At 60.1% G+C, this 15,944-nt stretch carries 17 protein-coding genes; 7 read left to right on the top strand and 10 right to left on the bottom strand.

Translation table 11 applies throughout. The annotated features are described in order from the left end of the window. The first annotated feature begins 7 nt into the window (after positions 1 to 7). Both IF199_RS05110 and IF199_RS05105 read left to right on the top strand, forming a co-directional pair. On the top strand, positions 8 to 316 hold the full coding sequence (locus tag IF199_RS05110; RefSeq protein ID WP_085711681.1) for a type II toxin-antitoxin system MqsR family toxin: 309 nt from the start codon (positions 8 to 10) through the stop codon (positions 314 to 316). Then, the gene (locus IF199_RS05105; RefSeq protein ID WP_085711682.1) at positions 313 to 801 is read left to right on the top strand and encodes a type II toxin-antitoxin system MqsA family antitoxin; all 489 of its coding nucleotides are present in this window, start codon (positions 313 to 315) and stop codon (positions 799 to 801) included. The genes IF199_RS05110 and IF199_RS05105 overlap by 4 nt, the downstream gene beginning before the upstream one ends. A 52-nt stretch (positions 802 to 853) precedes the next feature. On the opposite strand, the gene IF199_RS05100 is transcribed toward IF199_RS05105, so the two are convergent. The 4 genes from IF199_RS05100 to IF199_RS05085 form a co-directional block, all read right to left on the bottom strand. Then, positions 854 to 1,618 carry an amino acid ABC transporter ATP-binding protein gene (locus IF199_RS05100; protein ID WP_008080191.1) on the bottom strand — a complete coding sequence of 255 codons (765 nt, stop codon included), beginning with the start codon at positions 1,616 to 1,618 and terminating at the stop codon, positions 854 to 856. Between the two features lie 11 nt (positions 1,619 to 1,629). Further along, positions 1,630 to 2,727 carry an amino acid ABC transporter permease gene (locus tag IF199_RS05095; RefSeq protein ID WP_096819186.1) on the bottom strand — a complete coding sequence of 366 codons (1,098 nt, stop codon included), beginning with the start codon at positions 2,725 to 2,727 and terminating at the stop codon, positions 1,630 to 1,632. A gap of 10 nt (positions 2,728 to 2,737) precedes the next feature. Beyond that, a complete protein-coding gene (locus IF199_RS05090) occupies positions 2,738 to 3,919 on the bottom strand; it encodes an amino acid ABC transporter permease (protein WP_102619510.1) in 1,182 nt (393 codons plus the stop codon). Between the two features lie 65 nt (positions 3,920 to 3,984). Beyond that, complete coding sequence (locus IF199_RS05085) at positions 3,985 to 5,016, bottom strand: amino acid ABC transporter substrate-binding protein (protein WP_096819182.1); 1,032 nt, start codon at positions 5,014 to 5,016, stop codon at positions 3,985 to 3,987. Positions 5,017 to 5,483: 467 nt separating this feature from the next. Here IF199_RS05085 and IF199_RS05080 point away from each other — a divergent pair, with 467 nt between their 5' ends. The 5 genes from IF199_RS05080 to IF199_RS05060 all read left to right on the top strand — a co-directional run bounded on the left by IF199_RS05080 (position 5,484) and on the right by IF199_RS05060 (position 10,673). Continuing rightward, positions 5,484 to 6,140: an alpha/beta hydrolase gene (locus tag IF199_RS05080; RefSeq protein WP_192559848.1), complete on the top strand. Its 657-nt coding sequence runs from the start codon at positions 5,484 to 5,486 to the stop codon at positions 6,138 to 6,140. 110 nt (positions 6,141 to 6,250) lie between these two features. Beyond that, positions 6,251 to 7,729 (top strand): ATP-dependent RNA helicase RhlB, encoded by a 1,479-nt coding sequence (gene rhlB / locus IF199_RS05075; protein WP_096819178.1) that lies wholly within the window; start codon positions 6,251 to 6,253, stop codon positions 7,727 to 7,729. A gap of 124 nt (positions 7,730 to 7,853) precedes the next feature. After that, entirely contained in the window at positions 7,854 to 8,798 is a 945-nt protein-coding gene (locus tag IF199_RS05070) for an ornithine cyclodeaminase family protein (protein WP_192559847.1), read from the top strand. Positions 8,799 to 8,812: 14 nt separating this feature from the next. Continuing rightward, on the top strand, positions 8,813 to 9,940 hold the full coding sequence (locus IF199_RS05065) for an NAD(P)/FAD-dependent oxidoreductase (RefSeq protein ID WP_192559846.1): 1,128 nt from the start codon (positions 8,813 to 8,815) through the stop codon (positions 9,938 to 9,940). Positions 9,941 to 10,031: 91 nt separating this feature from the next. Next, positions 10,032 to 10,673 carry a helix-turn-helix transcriptional regulator gene (locus IF199_RS05060; protein ID WP_192559845.1) on the top strand — a complete coding sequence of 214 codons (642 nt, stop codon included), beginning with the start codon at positions 10,032 to 10,034 and terminating at the stop codon, positions 10,671 to 10,673. Positions 10,674 to 10,714: 41 nt separating this feature from the next. On the opposite strand, the gene IF199_RS05055 is transcribed toward IF199_RS05060, so the two are convergent. From IF199_RS05055 to IF199_RS05030, 6 genes are all read right to left on the bottom strand, one after another. Further along, positions 10,715 to 11,491, bottom strand: a complete 777-nt coding sequence (locus tag IF199_RS05055; RefSeq protein WP_192559844.1) for an ABC transporter substrate-binding protein — start codon at positions 11,489 to 11,491, stop codon at positions 10,715 to 10,717. A gap of 182 nt (positions 11,492 to 11,673) precedes the next feature. Beyond that, positions 11,674 to 12,126 carry a molybdopterin synthase catalytic subunit MoaE gene (moaE, locus tag IF199_RS05050; RefSeq protein WP_085711692.1) on the bottom strand — a complete coding sequence of 151 codons (453 nt, stop codon included), beginning with the start codon at positions 12,124 to 12,126 and terminating at the stop codon, positions 11,674 to 11,676. 3 nt (positions 12,127 to 12,129) lie between these two features. Further along, complete coding sequence (gene moaD, locus IF199_RS05045) at positions 12,130 to 12,372, bottom strand: molybdopterin converting factor subunit 1 (protein WP_096819168.1); 243 nt, start codon at positions 12,370 to 12,372, stop codon at positions 12,130 to 12,132. After that, on the bottom strand, positions 12,369 to 12,842 hold the full coding sequence (moaC, locus tag IF199_RS05040; protein ID WP_007957321.1) for a cyclic pyranopterin monophosphate synthase MoaC: 474 nt from the start codon (positions 12,840 to 12,842) through the stop codon (positions 12,369 to 12,371). Before moaC ends, moaD begins: the two co-directional genes overlap by 4 nt. A 102-nt stretch (positions 12,843 to 12,944) precedes the next feature. Beyond that, on the bottom strand, positions 12,945 to 14,339 hold the full coding sequence (locus tag IF199_RS05035) for a PhoH family protein (protein ID WP_096819166.1): 1,395 nt from the start codon (positions 14,337 to 14,339) through the stop codon (positions 12,945 to 12,947). 349 nt (positions 14,340 to 14,688) lie between these two features. Continuing rightward, positions 14,689 to 15,813: a polysaccharide deacetylase family protein gene (locus IF199_RS05030; protein WP_192559843.1), complete on the bottom strand. Its 1,125-nt coding sequence runs from the start codon at positions 15,811 to 15,813 to the stop codon at positions 14,689 to 14,691. Positions 15,814 to 15,944: the final 131 nt, after the last annotated feature.

Raw genomic sequence — 15,944 nt, 5'->3', positions numbered from 1 at the left:
GTTTCTTATGGAAAAGAACACACCCCATTACGACTTGGTGGTGATCAAGGCTGAGGTCAGGCGACTTGGCAAAAAAGCCTTCACCAGGTCTTCGGCAAAATCCGGTGAGAAGCTCGGCTTTAGCTTCAGAGAGATGCAAGAGATCGTTTTCGAGTTACAGAACAGGATGTTGTACAAATCCATGACCACTTATGACGATCATCGAGTCTGGCAGGACGTGTATCACATCACTTCACAAGATCAGGAGATTTACATCAAGGTGACCTACCGCCCAGGCGGCCCACCGGTAATTTCCTTCAAGGAGAAAAACCCATGAAAACCCAGCAATGTGTCAGCTGCGGTGCACGTGAGGGAATGAGGCATTTCGAGGGTCGCGCCGAAACCTTGAGTGTCAAAGGCATGGAGCGCCGTGTAGATAATCTTTCTGGCTGGGAGTGCCAGAAGTGCGGTGAGGTTGAGTGGGACTTCGACACTGACAGCGCAGAACGTTTTGGGGAAGCAGGGGATGAACTGGTATTCGCTGCCAGGCAAATGATCGGTGACGAGATGAGGCGTATCCGTCGAAAATTGCACCTTACGCAAAAAGAGACAGTGCAATTATTGTCGGGTGGTGGACATAACGCTTTCTCTCGCTACGAGCGCGGCGAAATATTGCCGCCCAAAGCACTGATACTGCTGATGCGACTGTTGGATCGTTACCCGTACTTGCTGACCGATGCAAAGTCTCTCGGTGAAGGGGCAGACTTGAGAGGCTTCACGCACACCGTCCACAAAGAACACGAAACCCTCACCGTGTCCTGATCCCCAAAAAACAAACCCGGCACAAGGCCGGGTTGGTTTTATGCATCAGATATCAATGCAGAATCTGACTCAGGAACAACTTGGTCCGCTCATTCTGCGGATTGTCGAAGAAGTCGTTCGGTGCCGCCTGCTCGACGATTTCGCCTTTGTCCATGAAGATCACGCGGTTGGCCACGGTGCGGGCGAAGCCCATTTCGTGGGTCACGCAGAGCATCGTCATGCCGTCTTCGGCCAAGCCGATCATGGTGTCCAGAACTTCTTTCACCATCTCCGGGTCGAGCGCCGAGGTCGGTTCGTCGAACAGCATGATTTTCGGTTTCATGCACAGCGCGCGAGCAATCGCCACACGCTGTTGCTGACCGCCGGACAGTTGCCCGGGGAACTTGTGCGCCTGCTCCGGAATGCGTACGCGTTCCAGATAATGCATGGCGATTTCCTCGGCCTTGCGCTTGGGCATCTTGCGCACCCACATCGGCGCCAGGGTGCAGTTCTGCAGAATGGTCAGGTGCGGGAACAGGTTGAAGTGCTGGAACACCATGCCGACTTCACGACGGATCGCTTCGATCTGCTTGAGGTCGTTGGTCAGCTCCACGCCATCGACCACGATGCGGCCCTGCTGGTGTTCTTCCAGACGGTTCAGGCAGCGGATGGTGGTGGACTTGCCGGAACCCGACGGGCCGCACAGCACGATACGCTCGCCCTGCTTGACGTTGAGGTTGATGTCTTTCAGCACGTGGAACTGGCCGTACCACTTGTTCACGCCCTGCATCTGAATGATGCCTTCAGGGCCCACTGGCTTTTTGATTGCTTCGCTCATCGAAAAAACTCCTAACGCTTATGGCCAGTGTCGAGCTTGCGTTCCAGATGCATGGAATAGCGCGACATACCAAAACAGAAAATCCAGAACACCAGGGCGGCGAACACGTAGCCTTCGGTGGCCATGCCCAGCCATTTCGGATCGGCAGCGGCTTGTTTGACGCTGTTGAGCAGGTCAAAGAGGCCGATGATGATCACCAGGCTGGTGTCCTTGAACAGCGCGATGAAGGTGTTGACGATGCCGGGAATCACCAGCTTCAGGGCTTGCGGCAGAATCACCAGGCCCATGGCGCGCCAGTAACCGAGGCCCATCGCGGCAGCGGCTTCGTACTGACCTTTGGGGATCGCTTGCAGACCGCCGCGCACCACTTCGGCGACGTAGGCCGACTGGAACAGGATCACGCCGATCAACGCCCGCAGCAGCTTGTCGAAGTTCATGCCTTCAGGCAGGAACAGCGGCAGCATCACCGAAGACATGAACAGCACGGTAATCAGCGGCACGCCGCGCCAGAACTCGATGAACGTCACGCAGACCACACGAATGGCCGGCATGTTCGAACGTCGTCCCAGCGCCAGCATGATCCCCAGCGGCAACGCGCCGGCGATGCCGACGGTGGCGATCACCAGGGTCAGCATCAGGCCGCCCCACTGGCTGGTGGCAACGGCGCTCAGACCGAACACGCCGCCATGCAGCAGGCACCAGGCAACAATCGGATACACCACCAGGAAGCTCAGCCCGTATACCGCTTTACGCGGCACGCGCTTGATGAACAGCGGGGCCACACCGATGACCGCCAGCCACACGGTCAGGTCCACGCGCCAGCGCAGATCCGCCGGATAGTAGCCGTACATGAACTGACCGAAACGTTGCTCGATGAATACCCAGCAAGCGCCCGCCTTGGTGCAATCGGCGCGGGTAGTGCCGACCCAGTTGGCATCGAAGATCGCCCAACTGAGCAGTGGCGGAATCACCAGGTAGATCAGGTAGAACGCAAACAGGGTCAGCAGGGTGTTGAGCCAGCTGGAGAACATGTTCGCGCGTATCCACGCCATCGGGCCGAAGACCTTGGCCGGCGGTGGCATGTCGGGTTTGAAAGTATGAGTACTCATGCGCTATTCCTTACCGCTCGATCAGCGCAATGCGCTTGTTGTACCAGTTCATCAGCAGGGAAATGCTGATACTGATCGCCAGGTACACGCTCATGGTGATGGCAATGACTTCGATCGCCTGACCGGTCTGGTTCAGCACGGTGCCGGCGAACAGTGAAACCATTTCCGGGTAACCGATACCGGCCGCCAGCGAGGAGTTCTTCGCCAGGTTCAGGTATTGGCTGGTCAGTGGCGGAATGATCACGCGCAGCGCTTGCGGAATGATCACCTTGCGCAAGGTCGGGCCGTTGCGCAGGCCGAGGGAACGGGCCGCTTCGGTCTGGCCGTGGCTGACCGACTTGATCCCCGAACGCACGATCTCGGCGATGAACGCCGCGGTGTACACGGTCAAGGCCAGGGTCAGGGCCAGCAGTTCCGGGATCAGCACCCAGCCACCGACGAAGTTGAAGCCTTGCAGCTTCGGCATTTCCCAATGCAGCGGCGCACCGAAGATCAGCGCACACAGCGTCGGGATGACCAGCAGGATCCCCAGGCCGACCCAGAACTTGTGGAACGGCTCGCCGGTTTCCTCGAAACGCTTGTTGGCCCAACGGCTCATCAGCACGATGCCGACGATAGCCACCACGACACTGACCACGAACGCCCAGAAGCCGTCGGCCATCTGCGCGGCCGGCATGTTCAGGCCACGGCTGCTGACGAAGAAGGTGTCGCCAAAGTTGTGGCTGTTACGCGGCCCCGGCATGGTCAGGAACACCGCGAAATACCAGAACAGGATTTGCAGCAGCGGCGGAATGTTGCGGAAGACTTCCACATACACGGTCGCCAGCTTGCTGATGATCCAGTTCGGCGACAGCCGCGCCACACCGATGATGAAGCCCAGCAGGGTCGCCAGGATCACGCCGATGAAGGTCACCAGCAAGGTGTTGAGCAGGCCGATCACGAACACGCGGGCATAGCTGTCCGCTTCGGTGTAGGAGATCAGGTGTTGAGCGATGCCGAACCCGGCACTGCGCTCCAGAAAGCTGAACCCGGACGTGATGCCCCGGTGCTGAAGGTTGGTCTGGGTGTTGTCGAACAGATACCAGCCCATGGCGACCACCGCCACAACGGTGATGATCTGGAATAGCCACGCACGCACACGTGGATCGCTGAGGCTGAACCTCTGCTTTGGTGCGCCGATTGAATTTTGCATGAAGTGCCCCGCAAGAAATGGAACAGAACATCACCCGGCGGTTGGCCCGCCGGGTGATAGAACCATTAGCGCACTGGTGGTGCGTACTGAATGCCGCCGTTGTTCCACAGCGCGTTCAGGCCACGGTCGATTTCCAGCGGAGTGCTCTTGCCGAGGTTTTTCTCGAAGATTTCGCCGTAGTTACCCACCTGGGAAACGATTTTCACGACCCAGTCCTTCGGCAGTTTCAGATCCTTGCCGTACTCGCCGTCGCCACCCAGCAGACGGGCAACGTCCGGGTTCTTGGTGGACTTGGCTTCTTCGAGTACGTTTTTCGAAGTGATGCCGGCTTCTTCAGCGTTGAGCAGCGCGTAGCCGACCCAACGCACGATGGCCAGCCACTCGTCGTCGCCGTTACGCACGACCGGGCCCAGAGGTTCCTTGGAAATGGTTTCCGGCAGAACCACGTAGTCCTTCGGCGAGGCCAGCTTGCTGCGCTGGGCGAACAGTTGGGACTTGTCGGAGGTCAGCACGTCGCAACGACCGGATTCCAGCGACTTGGCGCTTTCATCGGAGGTGTCGAAAGTGATCGGGGTGTACTTCAGGCCGTTGGCGCGGAAGTAGTCGGAGACGTTCAGCTCGGTGGTGGTACCGGCTTGAATGCAGATGGTCGCGCCGTCGAGTTCCTTGGCACTTTTCACGCCCAGCTTGTTGTTGGCCAGGAAGCCCACGCCGTCGTAGTAAGTGATGAAGCCAGGGAATTTCAGGCCCATGCCCGCGTCACGGGAGCTGGTCATGGTGGTGTTGCGCGACAGGATGTCGATCTCGCCGGACTGCAGAGCAGTGAAACGCTCCTTGGCGTTCAACTGACTGAACTTGACCTTGGTCGCATCGCCGAATACGGCAGCGGCCACGGCACGGCAGACGTCGGCGTCGATGCCGAGGATCTTGCCGGTCGAATCCGGTACGGAGAAGCCCGGCAGACCGTCGCTGACGCCACACTGCACGAAACCTTTCTTCTGTACCGCATCCAGGGTTGCACCCGCCTGAGCGAACCCGCTGACGCCGAGGACTGCTGCAGCAGTCACGACCGCCAGAGTGGATTTCAACATCTTCATTCAAACCTCCAGTTTTGCTCTTGTTGTGTCGGAGCTTGAGTCCAGTCGCACCCTTTTGAGGCGTTGTTGACCCGTGTTGGCTTTTTATGGGGTCAACCGACGCAGGACCTTCGCTATGAGTCTAGTAGGAGAAAATCCACATCATGGACAACTCACTTCTCACCAGTCGGCCGAACGGGCTGTAGCCCTTTCACGTTCGCGAAGCCCATTGCGGCCATTGGCGAACATCCATCACCGGATTCTTTGCTATCCCGTCGCCGGGCGTTCACTGATAGTGTTACCGCCAGGCGCGAGATCGATTGCACGACTACCTCATAGCAAAGCCCGTACCACACCGCTCGCCGAAGCGATTGAGCGACAGGTCAATAGCAAAACTTGTAGCCTTGCGACATCTTCTTAACGGATCAACCGGGCGCGCACCCCAATCACGCACTTAATGAGAGCGCCCGCACATTTTTGGAGCAGCCATGACCGAGCCCTTGATTCTTCAGCCTGTTAAGGCAGCCGACGCCTGCGTGATCTGGCTGCACGGCCTCGGCGCCGACCGCTATGACTTTCTGCCGGTGGCCGAGGCCTTGCAGGAAAGCCTGCTGAGCACGCGCTTCGTTTTGCCCCAGGCGCCGACCCGCCCGGTGACAATAAATGGCGGTTATGCCATGCCGAGCTGGTACGACATCAAGGCGATGAGCCCGGCTCGTGCCATCGACCGCGATGAGCTGGAAGCGTCCGCCGATCACGTCATCGAATTGATCGAACAACAGCGCGCCAGCGGAATAGACGCTTCGCGGATTTTCCTTGCCGGATTTTCCCAGGGCGGCGCCGTGGTCTATCACACCGCGTTTCTGAAATGGCAGGGGCCGTTGGGTGGCGTGCTGGCGTTGTCGACCTACGCGCCGACGTTCAGCGACGAACTGGAGTTGTCCGCCAGTCAGCAACGGATTCCGGTGCTGGCGCTGCACGGCCAGTTCGACAACGTGGTGCAAAACTCGATGGGCCGCACGGCGTATGAGTATCTCAAGGCCCATGGTGTCACCGTGACATGGCAGGAATACCCAATGGAGCACGAAGTGTTACCCGAAGAAATTCGCGACATCGGCGTGTGGCTGAGCGAACGCCTGCGCTGATCGTCCGGGGCTCGATTTTCCAGTGGTCGGGCCCCTTTGATCATCCCACTACGCCGCGCCCGTTTCTTGCATTACACTGGCCGGCGTACATTCCTTAACCAATTGATGAGATGACCGTGCTCAAAGCACTCAAGAAGATGTTCGGAAAAAGCGAGGCTGAGCAGCTCGCGCCAGCTCCCAGTGCGCCGTCGCACGCCCCCGGTCATCGCAGCGATGCCAAACCGGCGGACCGCCAGGCTCCCGTAGCCACACCGAAACGCGAACCGGCACCCGCTGCTGTTTCCGCTCCCGCTCCAGAAAGCGCCCGCAGCGAAACACCCAAACCGGCCAAACCACGCCGCGAACCGAAGCCCAAGGCGCCGGTCATTCCCTGGAAACTCGAAGACTTCGTCGTCGAGCCACAGGAAGGCAAGACCCGTTTCCACGATTTCAAACTCGCCCCGGAACTGATGCACGCCATCCAGGACCTGGGTTTCCCGTATTGCACGCCGATCCAGGCGCAGGTGCTGGGTTTCACCCTCGCCGGCAAAGACGCCATCGGCCGCGCCCAGACCGGTACCGGCAAGACCGCCGCGTTCCTGATCTCGATCATCACCCAGCTGTTGCAGACCCCACCGCCGAAAGAGCGCTACATGGGCGAGCCACGGGCACTGATCATCGCGCCGACCCGTGAACTGGTAGTGCAGATCGCCAAGGACGCCGCCGACCTGACCAAGTACACCGGCCTCAACGTCATGACGTTCGTCGGCGGCATGGACTTCGACAAGCAGCTCAAGCACCTCGAAGCCCGCCACTGTGACATCCTCGTCGCCACCCCGGGCCGTCTGCTCGACTTCAACCAGCGTGGCGACGTGCACCTGGACATGGTCGAAGTGATGGTGCTGGACGAAGCCGACCGCATGCTCGACATGGGCTTCATCCCGCAAGTGCGTCAGATCATTCGCCAGACTCCACCGAAAAGCGAACGCCAGACCCTGCTGTTCTCCGCGACCTTCACCGAAGACGTGATGAACCTCGCCAAGCAGTGGACCACCGACCCTGCCATCGTCGAAATCGAAGTCACCAACGTGGCCAACGAGAACGTCGAACAGCACATCTACGCGGTGGCCGGGGCTGACAAATACAAACTGCTCTTCAACCTGGTCAACGACAACGGCTGGGAGCGGGTCATCGTGTTCGCCAACCGCAAGGATGAAGTGCGGCGCATCGAAGAACGCCTGGTACGCGACGGCATCAACGCCGCGCAACTGTCCGGCGACGTGCCGCAGCACAAGCGGATCAAGACGCTGGAAGGCTTCCGCGAAGGCAAGATCCGCGTACTGGTCGCCACCGACGTGGCCGGTCGCGGCATTCACATCGACGGCATCAGCCACGTGATCAACTTCACCCTGCCGGAAGTCCCGGACGACTACGTGCACCGCATCGGCCGTACCGGTCGGGCCGGCGCCGATGGCGTGTCGATCAGCTTTGCCGGTGAAGACGACTCCTATCAGTTGCCGTCCATCGAAGAAAAACTGGGTCGCAAGATCAGTTGTGAAACACCACCGACCCATCTGTTGCGGGCGGTCGAGCGCAAGCGCCCACAGTAAGCGACGCCAAAAAGAGAAGCGCAGCCGGCAACGGACTGCGCTTTTTTTTCGCCCGGATATTGTTCAATAAAACTAAAAGTCCATAATGGACAAATTAGTTTAGATACAGTCTCCGGAGTCCGACATGTCCAGTACGCCTTACGTGATCGACCAAACCCAGGCCCGTGAGCTTCTGGCCCGGATCGATGTGCCGCAGATCCTGCGCAAGCTGTTCCGCGATCTGGCGGCCGGGCACGCGGTGCAACCGGCGCAGCAACTGGTGGAATTCCCCCAAGGCGCCGGGGACTTCATCAACTATCTGGGCGTGCTGGCCGAAGACGGCGTGTACGGGGTCAAGACCTCGCCGTACATCGTTCGCGAACAGGGCCCGCTGGTGACGGCGTGGACGCTGCTGATGTCGATGCAGACCGGCCAGCCGCTGTTGCTCTGCGATGCCGGCGAACTGACCACCGCACGCACGGCTGCAACCACAGCTGTCGCCGTCGACGCCCTCGCCCCTTTGAAAGCCTCGCGCCTGGCGATCATCGGCAGCGGCAAGGTCGCCCAGGCGCACCTGCATTACGTCAAGACGTTGCGCGAATGGCAGAGCATCCGCGTGTACTCGCCCACCTTGAATGAAGACCCGGCAACCGCCCGCCTGCTGCAAACCCTCGATCCGCGCGCGAGCATCGCTGACAGCCGCGAGGCCGCCATTGCCGATGCAGACGTGATCATGCTCTGCACCTCGTCCGCAGGACCTGTGATCGACCCGGCAACCTTGAACAAACCGGCGCTGATCACTTCGATCAGCACCAACGCACCGCGCGCCCACGAAGTGCCGCCGCAGAGCCTCAACGACATGCAGGTGTTCTGCGACTATCGTCTGACCACGCCGGGTTCGGCCGGCGAGATGCTGATCGCCAGCGAACAGCATGGCTGGGACAACAGCGCGATTATCGGTGACCTGGCGGATCTGCTCAGCGAGAAAGTGCAGCGTCCGGGTTACGACCGTCACGTGTTCTTCCGCTCCATCGGTCTGGGTCTGGAAGACATCGCCCTGGCCAACGCCGTCTATCAATTGCAGCGCTGACACCGGAGATTTTCATGAGTCATGCAGATTTCATCATCATCGGCGGCGGGATTGCCGGCGCTTCCACCGGTTTCTGGCTGTCGCAACATGGCAAGGTCGTGGTGCTGGAGCGCGAATCGCACCCTGCCTATCACTCAACGGGACGTTCGGCCGCGCTGTTCACCGCCGCTTATGGAACCCCGCAGGTTCGGGCGCTGACCCAGGCCAGCCGAGCGTTTTTCGATCACCCGCCCAGCGGCTTCTGTGAACACCCGCTACTGACTCCGCGCGGCGAAATGACTGTGGATTTCACCGGTGACGCCGCCGAACTGAACAATCAATACCTCAGCGCCAAGGCCACGGTGCCGGAGATGCAACTGCTCAGCACGGAAGAAGCGTGCGTGCGGCTGCCGATCCTGCGCCAGGAAAGGGTCCACGGCGCAATCTACGATCCGACCGCCAGCGACATCGACACCGACGCTCTGCACCAAGGCTATCTGCGTGGTATCCGTCGCAACAACGGGCAAGTCCTGACCGATTGCGAAGTGCTCGGGCTGAGCCGTGATGCTGACGATATCTGGCAAGTCCAGACCAACGGCCAGTCCTTCAGCGCTCCTGTCGTGATCAACGCGGCAGGCGCCTGGGCCGACAAGATCGGTGCCCTGGCCGGCGCCCGACCGCTGGGCCTGCAACCAAAACGCCGTGCCGCGTTCATCTTCGCCGGCCCCGAAGGCGTGGACATTCACCACTGGCCGATGCTGGTCAGCCTCGACGAGTCGTTCTACATGAAGCCCGACGCGGGCATGTTCCTCGGCTCGCCGGCCAACGCCGACCCGGTCGAGCCGCACGACGTGCAGCCGGAAGAACTGGACATCGCCATGGGCATCTACCAGATCGAAGAAGCGACGACCCTGACCATCCGCCGCCCGACCCGCACCTGGGCCGGTCTTCGCAGTTTCGTCGCCGATGGTGATTTGTTGTCCGGGTTCGATCCGCAGGTGCCAGGACTGTTCTGGGTCGCGGCCCAGGGCGGTTACGGCATCCAGACTTCGCCGGCGATGGGCCAGGCCAGCGCGGCGCTGGTGCGCGGTGAGTCGCTGCCCGAGCACCTCAAGCAGTTCGGTCTGTCCGCCGCCATGCTCTCCCCCGCCCGCCTGGCCTGACCGCCCCCGGATGACGCGCCCAACGGATTGCGGCACACTCGCAACGCCCCCGGACCACGGGGGCGTTGACGTTGCCTGGAGCTCCACAGTTATGACCGCCCCCGAACAATCTCCCGAGCTGAATGACGCCGCGCTGGATAACTACCACGCCATCGCCGACGCCATTGCCACGCTGTTCTTTCCACATGCCGAAGTGGTGTTGCATGACCTGCGCACACAGAAGGTCGACTACATCGCCAACAACCTGTCGAAACGGGTGATCGGCGATGAATCGTCGCTGGAAGACATGCTCAGCGACGACGTCAGCGAACGGAACATCGGCCCGTACGAAAAGCTCAACTGGGACGGCCAGAAGATTCGCAGCCTGAGCACCGTGCTGCGCGACAGCGAAGGTCATCCGCTGGCGGTGCTGTGCATCAACCTGAATATTTCGCTGTTCGAAAATGCCAAAGCCGCGCTGGACTTGTTCCTCTCGCCGAGCAAACTGATCCCGCAACCGGACTCACTATTTCGCGATGACTGGCAGGAGCGGATCAACACCTTCCTGCATGCCTGGCTGCGCGAGCGGCAACTGAGCCTGAACCTGCTGACCCGCGACCACAAACGTGAGCTGGTACTGGCGCTGCATGCCGAGGGGGCGTTCAAGGGCAAGAGTGCCTCGAACTATGTGGCCAATGTGCTGAACATGGGGCGGGCGACGGTGTACAAGCATTTGAAGGAATTGAAGGGCTGAAACCGTGCAGCCTGCGATGGCAGGCTGCACATTTTTGAAACTCAGTCGCCGTAGATGTCCGACTTGAAGTACTTCTCGGAAATCTTCTGGTACTCGCCACTGGCACGAATGCCGTCGATGGCAGTGTTCAACTGGCTGACCAGTTCGACGTTGCCCTTGCGCACCGCAATCCCCGCGCCCTCGCCCACGTATTTCGGATCCTTCAGCTCGGGCCCGACGAAGGCGTAACCCTTGCCGCGCGGCATCGACAGGAAGTCGGTCAGTGGAATGGTGTCGGCAAAAATCGCGTCGAGACGCCCGGCCGCCAGGTCCATGTAGATTTCTTCGTTGTTGCCATAGCGCTTGACGTTGATGCCCTTGGGCTCGAACACCTCGGTGGCGTAACGATCGGTGGTGGTCGCACGCTGCACGCCGACCGTCTTGCCCTTGAGGCTGGCGTACTGGTCATCGACGGTCGCGCCTTCCTTCATTACCAGCCGCGACGAGGTGAAATAGTACTTGTGGGTGAAGTCCACCGACTTCTTGCGATCTTCGTTGATGGTCATGGACGACAGCGCCATGTCGATTTTCTTCACTTTCAGGGAAGGAATCAGACCGTCGAACTCGCCCTCGACCCACACGCACTTGACCTGCATCTGCGCACACAGGGCGTTGCCGATGTCGTAGTCGAAACCGACAATTTCACCCTGGTCGGTCTTTGAGGCGAAGGGCGGATACGCCGCTTCGATACCGATGCGCAGGGTTTTCTCGGCGGCAAACACGCTACTGCACGCCAACAGGCTCAGCGCCAGACCGGTGATGAGGGGGAATTTCTTCATGTTCGTTCTCTCGCGGGTTGTTGTTGGTTTGGCAAGACAGAAGAAAGAGCTGAAACAGGGAAAAACTTTATTTGTACTTGTAAATCCATACTGGACTTTTACGTACAAGCCGTCAATTGGACAAACGCCATCGGCGTCAGCCGATGGTCGGGAGTCGAGGGGAGACTGATTGAGGAGAGGAGTTACTGCTTCCAGCGATCCGCCGCCGCATGATCGCTGTCACGACCTTCGACCCAGCGCGGGCCATCGCTGGTGTTCTCTTTCTTCCAGAACGGCGCGCGGGTTTTCAGGTAATCCATGACGAAGGCGCAGGCGTCGAATGCCGCCTGACGATGGGCACTGGCGGCGCCGACGAACACGATCGGCTCACCCGGCTCCAGCGCGCCGATGCGGTGCAGCACTTCCAGCTTCAACAGTGGCCAGCGCTGTTCGGCCTCGACGGCAATCTTGCCCAGGGCCTTTTCGGTCATGCCCGGATAGTGCTCCAGAAACATTCCGGCAACATCGAGGCCATCGTTGAAGTCGCGCACGTAGCCGACAAAACTCACCACCGCGCCGACGCCAACATTGGCCGCGTGCATCGCGTTGACTTCAGCGCCGGGATCGAACGCCGTGGACTGCACACGAATCGCCATGTCTCAGCCTCCGGTCACGGTGGGGAAAAACGCCACTTCGTCGCCATCGACCACCGGCTCGTCGAGCTGGCAAAGGTCTTCGTTGCGCGCACACATCAGATTTTGCTCGCTCAGCACCTCGGCGCCGTCACGCTTGGCGAGCAATGCGCGCACATCGTCGACCGTCGCGAAATCGCCCTCGACCTTCACCGAATCCACGCCCAGCGCCTCACGGTAACGGGCAAAAAACTTCACGGTCAGGTTCATGGCTGCTCCGCCTGGAAATGCCCGCTCTTGCCGCCGACTTTCTCCAGCAGACGCACGCTTTCGATGGTCATGCCGCGATCCACGGCTTTGCACATGTCGTAGATGGTCAGGGCGGCGACGCTGGCGGCGGTCAGCGCTTCCATCTCGACGCCGGTCTGCCCGGACAGTTTGCAGCGAGCCACGATGCGCACGGCGTCGTCGCCTTCGGCGCTGAGTTCGACCTTGACGCCGGTCAGCATCAGCGGATGGCACAGGGGAATCAGATCACTGGTTTTCTTCGCTGCCTGAATGCCGGCAATACGCGCCACGGCGAACACGTCGCCCTTGGGGTGGCCGCCGCTGACGATCATCTGCAGGGTGTCGGGCAGCATGCGCACCAGCGCTTGGGCCGTCGCCTCGCGGAACGTCACGGCTTTTTCGGTGACGTCGACCATGTTGGCGCGACCTTGGGAATCGAGATGAGTCAGCACGGGATTACTCCTGATCAGGAGCACCGATTGTAAACCTGCGGGTCAAATTTCCGCACATAAAAAACCGGGCGACTTTGCAGTCGCCCGGTTCCTTTGTAAGGGTTACAGATGCGATTCGGCGTATTCGGCCAGAATCGAACGCGGCACCCCTTGCAGGGTGATGTGCACACCGTTGGGGAAGTCTTTGAAACGTTCGGTCAGGTAGGTCAGCCCGGAACTGGTCGCGGACAGGTAAGGGGTGTCGATCTGTGCCAGGTTGCCCAGGCACACCACTTTGGAACCGGCGCCGGCCCGGGTGATGATGGTTTTCATCTGGTGCGGCGTGAGGTTCTGGCATTCGTCGATCAGGATCAGGCTCTGCTGGAAGCTGCGACCGCGAATGTAGTTGAGCGATTTGAACTGCAACGGCACTTTGCTGAGGATGTAGTCGACGCTGCCATGGGTGTTTTCGTCATCCATGTGCAAGGCTTCGAGGTTGTCGGTGATGGCCCCCAGCCACGGCTCCATTTTTTCCGCTTCGGTGCCGGGCAGGAAGCCGATTTCCTGGTCCAGGCCCTGCACGCTGCGGGTGGCGATGATGCGGCGATACCGCTTGCTGACCATGGTCTGCTCGATCGCAGCGGCCAGTGCCAGGATGGTTTTGCCGGAACCGGCGGCGCCGGACAGGTTGACCAGGTGAATGTCAGGGTCGAGCAAGGCGTACAGCGCCAGGCTCTGATAGATGTCTCGCGGCTTGAGGCCCCAGGCTTCCTGATGCAGCAGCGGTTCCTGGTGCAGATCGAGAATCAGCAGCCGGTCTTCTTCAATCTCCTTGATCCAGCCGACGAACCCCTGCTCATCGATGATGAACTCGTTGATGTGCACGGCCGGCAGGTTGTCGATCAATTGCACCTGATGCCAGGTGCGGCCATGGTCCTGACGGGTTTCGACCTTGCTCACGCGGTCCCAGAAGGAGCCGGTCATGTTGTGGTAGCCGTTGGGCAGCAGGGACACGTCGTCGACCAACTGGTCGGTGCTGTAGTCCTCGGCCGCAATCCCGCAGGCGCGCGCCTTGAGGCGCATGTTGATGTCTTTGGTGACCAGCACCACCGGTTTCTTCGGGTCGCGGGTGTGCAGATCGATCAACTGGTTGATGATTTTGTTGTCGTTCAGGTGCTCGGGCAGAATCAGGTTCGACTCCGCCTGCTTGCTCATCAGAATTGACAGCAACCCCTTCGGCCCGCTCTTTCCGCGCTGGATCGGCACCCCTTGCTCGACGTCTTCGGGCGAGGCATCGCCCAGCGTCTTGTCGATCAGCCGGATGGCCTGGCGGCATTCGGCGGCCACGCTGTGATGCCCGCTCTTGAGCTTGTCCAGCTCTTCAAGCACGGTCATCGGGATCGCGACGTGGTGTTCTTCGAAATTCAGCAGGGCGTTTGGATCGTGAATCAGTACGTTGGTATCGAGTACATAAAGGATTGGCTGGTTGGAGGAAGGGCTACGTCCGTGATCATCCATACTCGGTCACCTTTGTGGGAGCCATTCGACGCAATACCTGGACGGTGCTGCGCCTCGAAGTGACTGCCGAATCCACCTGCACAGCTTTTGTCGGGATAGCAGGTGAACCGCACACAAAATGGGTCTTGGAAGACGCCACCTGTGTTGCAGGTTTCGGCGGTCTGACTTCGTAATACTCCAAAACCCGTGACAGAAAAAAGCACTTTGACGCTTTTTTGAAGTTTATTTTGCAAAGTGACGAAAAGCCCTTGGCGGACCGCCCCGCCCCCGTTAGAGTCGGAAGTCCGCCTGCATCGAATTTTGCAAAAAATTCACCCCAAGCCCAATGTTTCCGGGCTCTCGCCGCTTGTCAGCGAAAAGCGTCCTGACAGTCTTCCCAGCCGATGCCGCTTTGCGCGGTTTGCGTGATCAGCCACGGCAACGCCGTCTTCACCGCATCCTGCTTCATGTTGAAATTGATCACCCCGTGGCGCCACAACAGCATCAGGGTCAGCACCCGCTGTGCGCTCGGATTGCCCTTGAGCTTGCCGGCACCGTCCTGGGCATCGATGTCCCACAGCGCCACTTGCAGGCCCTGATTGCGCAAGAAACTGCCGGCATCACTGCGGCGCTGTCCCTCTGGTGGACGGAACAGCGGCACGTAGTTCTCCGGCAGCTTGTTCTTCACCAGATCGCTGCTGCGGCGCACCGAGTCCTGCCAGTCCTGCCAGTGGCTGTGGGAACGGAACTCCCAACCCTGCACGCCCACGCAGAGTTTCGAGAATTCCGATTGCAGGTTATTCACCGAGCGATCCGCCAGCCGCGCCTGCACATCCTTGCCCAGCAGGAAAAAGGTGCCGCTCAGACTGGATTTGCGCAGGTAGTCAGCGATCCAGTCGGTATTGTCCGGCTGCAGGTTCGCAGCGCTGTCGAAACTCAACAGGAACAGCCGGTCGTGCATCTCGTCGCCGTTGCGCTCGTAGTCGCCGAAATGATCGACTTCGCTGGTGGTCTGCGGCGACAGCGCCGCCTTGCGCATCAGTTCATCCAGGTACTGCTGATGGAAGATCCGGCTCGGCTCTGCCCACTTGGTGTAATAGCTTTCGTCGCTGACCACGAACTTGGTCGCCTGCTCGCGCAGGGTCGGCAGGTCTTCGACGAGGAAGCAGAACGAGGCGTCCTGATCGCAGCTCTGTTGGGCGAAGTTGTAATTGGCGAGCAGCCGCTGCCACAGACGCTCACGCAGGCTGTTGATCGCCTCCAGATTGACCGTGCGCAGCCCCAGACGCTGGGCCAGCGCGGCCTCATCCAGCGACTCGCTGCCCAGCAGGCCCCGGGCGAACATCAGGATTTCCGCCCGGGAGGCGACGTCGAACAGGGTCGGGTTGTCGAGTTTCTCCGGCCAGGTGCTGCGATCGAGCGTGGCAATATCGCCCGGCGCCGCAACGGCCCCGAAGCTCAACAGCCACACGGTGAATAAAAGAACAATGCGCAATGGGATGTCTCCATAACAAAACCCGCGCGGCACTATAGCCGATCCGGCTCGCAAACCGCCGATCACCTATGGACCTGATAGCTGGAGTCATCCGCCTCAACCCCCTAGAATCGCCCCCACGATTAAAGGAG

This window comes from Pseudomonas allokribbensis (genome assembly GCF_014863605.1).
Classification (GTDB): Bacteria; Pseudomonadota; Gammaproteobacteria; order Pseudomonadales; family Pseudomonadaceae; genus Aquipseudomonas; species Aquipseudomonas allokribbensis.
Note: the sequence above shows the minus strand (reverse complement) of the source record. Positions and strands in the feature narration are given on the sequence as shown.

Coding starts and splice junctions, on each gene's coding strand:
- IF199_RS05110 (WP_085711681.1), top strand. CDS start 8: ATGGAAAAGAACACACCCCATTACGACTTGGTGGTGATCAAGGCTGAG.
- IF199_RS05105 (WP_085711682.1), top strand. CDS start 313: ATGAAAACCCAGCAATGTGTCAGCTGCGGTGCACGTGAGGGAATGAGG.
- IF199_RS05100 (WP_008080191.1), bottom strand. CDS start 1,618: ATGAGCGAAGCAATCAAAAAGCCAGTGGGCCCTGAAGGCATCATTCAG.
- IF199_RS05095 (WP_096819186.1), bottom strand. CDS start 2,727: ATGAGTACTCATACTTTCAAACCCGACATGCCACCGCCGGCCAAGGTC.
- IF199_RS05090 (WP_102619510.1), bottom strand. CDS start 3,919: ATGCAAAATTCAATCGGCGCACCAAAGCAGAGGTTCAGCCTCAGCGAT.
- IF199_RS05085 (WP_096819182.1), bottom strand. CDS start 5,016: ATGAAGATGTTGAAATCCACTCTGGCGGTCGTGACTGCTGCAGCAGTC.
- IF199_RS05080 (WP_192559848.1), top strand. CDS start 5,484: ATGACCGAGCCCTTGATTCTTCAGCCTGTTAAGGCAGCCGACGCCTGC.
- rhlB (WP_096819178.1), top strand. CDS start 6,251: ATGACCGTGCTCAAAGCACTCAAGAAGATGTTCGGAAAAAGCGAGGCT.
- IF199_RS05070 (WP_192559847.1), top strand. CDS start 7,854: ATGTCCAGTACGCCTTACGTGATCGACCAAACCCAGGCCCGTGAGCTT.
- IF199_RS05065 (WP_192559846.1), top strand. CDS start 8,813: ATGAGTCATGCAGATTTCATCATCATCGGCGGCGGGATTGCCGGCGCT.
- IF199_RS05060 (WP_192559845.1), top strand. CDS start 10,032: ATGACCGCCCCCGAACAATCTCCCGAGCTGAATGACGCCGCGCTGGAT.
- IF199_RS05055 (WP_192559844.1), bottom strand. CDS start 11,491: ATGAAGAAATTCCCCCTCATCACCGGTCTGGCGCTGAGCCTGTTGGCG.
- moaE (WP_085711692.1), bottom strand. CDS start 12,126: ATGGCGATTCGTGTGCAGTCCACGGCGTTCGATCCCGGCGCTGAAGTC.
- moaD (WP_096819168.1), bottom strand. CDS start 12,372: ATGAACCTGACCGTGAAGTTTTTTGCCCGTTACCGTGAGGCGCTGGGC.
- IF199_RS05035 (WP_096819166.1), bottom strand. CDS start 14,339: ATGGATGATCACGGACGTAGCCCTTCCTCCAACCAGCCAATCCTTTAT.